We start from the raw sequence: 4,057 nt of genomic DNA on the forward strand, positions 1-4,057 counted from the left end.
CATCGACGAGCATCGCTACCTCACGACACACCACATTCAGTCGTTCGTCTTCACCGATCACGGCAGCACCGACTCGGCTGCTCGCACCACCCGCTACGTCCTCGCTCGGCTCGAACATCTGGCGTTGATTCGAGCACTGCCGCGCCGCATCGGTGGAGTCCGCGCAGGGAGCGCCGCTCGTATCTGGCAACTGGCTCCGGCTGGCGCTCGACTGCTCCGAGATGAGGGGCAGACCTACCGCAGCCATGAACCGTCGCTGCGCTTCCTTCAGCACTGCCTGGCCGTCGCCGACGTCCACCTCGGTCTGCGCGCTCTGACGACCATCGACACCGTCGAGACAATTGACGTCGCGACCGAGCCCAACTCCTGGCGGCGCTTCGTGGGCACCGGCGGTGAACAGCGCTTGCTGCAGCCCGATCTCGCCAGCATCGTCCGGACGAGAGACTACGTCGATCGTTGGTTCATCGAGGTCGACCTCGGCACCGAATCGCTCCCGACCGTACTCAAGAAATGCGGCCAGTACGAGAGCTATCGAGCCAGCGGCATCGAGCAGGACGCCCACCATGCATTCCCGTTGGTGATCTGGATCTTCACTAGCCAGACGCGTGCCGAAAAGGTGCAGTCCCTCAATCCTGCGCTCGCCCCGGCTGACCCCCAATTTGTACCGCGTGGTGACGGCCGACCGTTTCGCGACCAGCGCACAGGAGTGGCTGCAATGAGCGGGCCACCACGAAACCAGGTCTTGACCGGCGACGCGCTCACTCAGTTGAGATTCCTGCCAGACGCCAGGATCGACTGCATCATCACCAGCCCGCCATACTTCCGGCTGCGGGACTACGGCCACGGTGACCAGCTCGGCCTCGAATCGCACGTCGACGCCTGGGTGGCTCAGCTGCGCGCCGTACTCACTGAATGTGCCCGTGTCCTTGTACCAACTGGCACTCTGTGGCTCAACCTCGGGGACACCTACAGCACTCATATCAGAGAGGGTGCTGAGCGCAAGAGTCTGCTGCTTGGTCCGGAACGTTTGGCGCTTCACTTGATTGCAGACGGCTGGGTCGTCCGTAACAAGATCGTCTGGGCCAAGACCAACACGGTGCCGTCGAGTGTGCGGGACCGGCTCACCGCTTCGCACGAGGTTGTCTACCTGCTGACGCGTTCGCCGCGCTACTACTTCGATCTCGACGAGATCCGCATCCCGCATGTCTCTCAACCACCGCGACGATCACCTCGACCAGTGAACCGCGCCGAGAAAGCAGGGCGCGGGCCGAACACCCACAGCGATCGCGGCCTGCTCGATCTCCGAGCCAACGGACGAGTCGGCCATCCCCTCGGCAAAAACCCCGGCGATGTCTGGGCGATGAGCGTCAGCAACTTCCGGAGCAGCCACATCGCGACCTACCCGGAGTCACTTGTCCGTCGCATGATTCTGGCCGGCTGTCCACGGCTGCGGTGCTCCCACTGCCGATCCCCATGGACACGGCAGCTGGTGCGGCACGGTGATCAGGCGTACCGGAAACCACCTCGGCCGAGCTGCGCCTGCGATGCACCCGCCGAACCCGGACTCGTTCTCGATCCGTTCATCGGCTCAGGTACAACGGCCGTCGCTGCGGCTCGTACGGGGCGCGACTGGCTCGGGATCGAGATCAACCCCCGCTACGTCGAGGTTGCGGAACAGCGGATTCAAACCACCCGGCAACCCAACACGACTCAACCCACAAAACGAAAGGAGGTGCTATGAACCATGAACACACCCACGAACGCCATCACGAGGACGAATCAACCCGAAAACTCCAGCCCCGTATTTGGATCGGTAGCTTGGCGGACTACAACGCCGGACGGCTCCACGGCGACTGGTGTGACGCTGCCGTCGACCCGAGCGACCTCCGAGCGGCCGTCGATCGCATCCTGGCCGGGTCTGACGAACCGGACGCCGAAGAGTGGGGCATCTTCGACTACGACGACTTCGGCGACTTACACGTCGGCGAGTACGACACGCTCGAGCAGGTCTCAGCCGTCGCGTGCGGGATCGTCGCGCACGGCCCAGCCTTCGCCACGTGGGCTGAGATGCACGACGGGAATCCCGACATGCTCGCCCAGTTCGATGACTGCTTCATCGGCACCTATGACTCACCGACGGACTGGGCCCGCGACGTACTTGATGGCAGTGGGATCGAGGAGGCGCTCGACCGCGCGGTACCGGCTGACCTCCGCGCCTACGTCCAGTTCGACTACGACGGACTCGCCCGTGACCTCCAACTCGGCGGCGATGTCCACATCGAGACCGCACCGGACGGCAAAGTCTGGCTCTTTCGGGTGATCTAAATAGCCGGACATCCGTCGTCGAGAGACTGCGGCCGTCTCAGTGAGCATTCCGCTCACCGGCCGCACCACCTCGAAGACGGTGACCGGGCACCCGGAAACAACCTTCAGGAAGGAGTAGGAGACTCATGAAAACACTGGCAATTCGTCTTGAAGACGAGCAGCACGCACGTCTGTCGATTCTGGCCAAGCTCAGTGGCGTATCGCTCACGGACACCATCCGTGACGCCATCGAGAGCCGTATCGCCACGCTGGCATCCGATCCAGAGATCGCGGCCAAAGCCGAGGCGCTGACCGCCGAGATCGACCGTGAAGCTGCCGAACAACGCGACGCCATCGCCACTCTGTTCGGCACCAGCAAACGGACGACACCGCGTGGCCGCCAGGCCAAGGAGTGAGTCAACCCATCCACAGAACCGGGGAGTCAGGTCGAGTTGCAGCCAGTAACTCCCTGACTCCCCAATATCCCACGACAAATCCTATCGAGGTGAGGGAAACCTCGCCGATTCTACAACGATTTCAATACTGCATTTATGCAATTTTGGGAATAAAATAGATATAAGAAACGAAGAAATCGGAGATAATCACTATGGCAACCACTACTAACGCAGTCAAACTCGGAAACGCACTCAAAGAGCGCAGGACCGAACTCGAGTTAACCATCAAGGAAGTTGCTCGCCGCTCCGGTATGACGGACTCCAACGTACTGCGTATCGAGCGCGGTGACATCCCTCAGCCGAGACCAGAAACCTTGAAGTCACTGGCAGACGTACTGGGTCTTGAACTCTCCGACTTGTTCAACCTCGCGGGTTACGTCCAGCCGAGGACACTGCCGAGCTTCTCTCCCTACCTGCGAAGCAAGTACGCAGATCTCCCAGAATCGGCAGCAAAAGAAATGGAAGCCAGCTTCGCGCGAATTGCCGCGAAACACGGATACGACCCGAGTGGACCATACGACGGAGAAGACGAAAGAGAATAACTACCAGCCCACTATGAAAGGAGGCTCACCATGACACATACATACAAACCATCAGTACTGACGAGCCTCCGCGCTGTCATCCCTCAACGCGATGCGAGCTTCCTCGAAGCGCTACGAACCGCTGAGATTCAGGCCGCCAAGCTCGCCGACCTGATCGCTGACGAACGCGGCATCCTCGAACACCACATCACTGGGCTGCCTCGCATCGTCGTCATCCGCGAGCGCATCCCGGTCTCAGGCATGAGCTACTGGAATGGCCAGCAGTGGGTGATCGTGCTCTCCGCCAATGAACCCACCGTTCGCCAACGCTTCACGCTCCTGCACGAGTTCAAGCACATCATCGATCACGGGCATACAGCCCAGCTCTACCGCACCACCCACAAGCTGACTGCGGCCGAGCAGGCCGAAGCGGCTGCCGACTACTTCGCGGGCTGCGCGCTGGTCTCCAAGCGATCACTCAAAGCGGCCTGGGGTAACGGCATACAGCGCGTCGCCGACCTGGCATCTCACTTCGGTGTCAGCGAACCAGCGATCCGCGTCCGTCTCGCGCAAACCGGCCTCGACAAGGCCGATGATGCGCCCCTCGCGAACCGCTGCGCCCGACCTATCTACACCAACCATGACGAGCGTCAGAAGTTCATCCGCGCACCCCGTTCAACTCGACAGAGGAGCTACGCATGACCGCCGCACCATCACTTGGAATCAAGCCGCTGGCGGTTCACTACCTTCGCGTCAGCACGAAAGACCAAGCCGATT

At 61.4% G+C, this 4,057-nt stretch carries 5 protein-coding genes; all 5 read left to right on the plus strand.

Annotation, left to right across the window (positions count from 1 at the left end):
- A partial coding sequence (locus GOAMI_RS22860) for a DNA methyltransferase (protein WP_081598298.1) occupies nt 1-1,741 on the plus strand: 1,741 nt, incomplete at its 5' end.
- Nucleotides 1,738-2,325, plus strand: coding sequence for an antirestriction protein ArdA (locus GOAMI_RS22115; RefSeq protein WP_006438869.1), 588 nt, complete (start codon nt 1,738-1,740; stop codon nt 2,323-2,325). The genes GOAMI_RS22860 and GOAMI_RS22115, both read left to right, overlap by 4 nt.
- 125 nt (nt 2,326-2,450) lie before the next feature.
- Nucleotides 2,451-2,720: a hypothetical protein gene (locus GOAMI_RS22120; RefSeq protein ID WP_006438870.1), complete on the plus strand. Its 270-nt coding sequence runs from the start codon at nt 2,451-2,453 to the stop codon at nt 2,718-2,720.
- Between the two features lie 191 nt (nt 2,721-2,911).
- Nucleotides 2,912-3,301 carry a helix-turn-helix transcriptional regulator gene (locus GOAMI_RS23850; RefSeq protein WP_006438871.1) on the plus strand — a complete coding sequence of 130 codons (390 nt, stop codon included), beginning with the start codon at nt 2,912-2,914 and terminating at the stop codon, nt 3,299-3,301.
- A 30-nt stretch (nt 3,302-3,331) separates the two neighbouring features.
- Nucleotides 3,332-3,982: an ImmA/IrrE family metallo-endopeptidase gene (locus GOAMI_RS22125; RefSeq protein ID WP_006438872.1), complete on the plus strand. Its 651-nt coding sequence runs from the start codon at nt 3,332-3,334 to the stop codon at nt 3,980-3,982.
- Nucleotides 3,983-4,057 lie beyond the last annotated feature (75 nt).

Origin of the sequence: Gordonia amicalis NBRC 100051 = JCM 11271 (assembly GCF_000332995.1) — a bacterium.
Lineage (GTDB): Bacteria > Actinomycetota > Actinomycetes > Mycobacteriales > Mycobacteriaceae > Gordonia > Gordonia amicalis.

Coding starts and splice junctions, on each gene's coding strand:
- GOAMI_RS22115 (WP_006438869.1), top strand. CDS start 1,738: ATGAACCATGAACACACCCACGAACGCCATCACGAGGACGAATCAACC.
- GOAMI_RS22120 (WP_006438870.1), top strand. CDS start 2,451: ATGAAAACACTGGCAATTCGTCTTGAAGACGAGCAGCACGCACGTCTG.
- GOAMI_RS23850 (WP_006438871.1), top strand. CDS start 2,912: ATGGCAACCACTACTAACGCAGTCAAACTCGGAAACGCACTCAAAGAG.
- GOAMI_RS22125 (WP_006438872.1), top strand. CDS start 3,332: ATGACACATACATACAAACCATCAGTACTGACGAGCCTCCGCGCTGTC.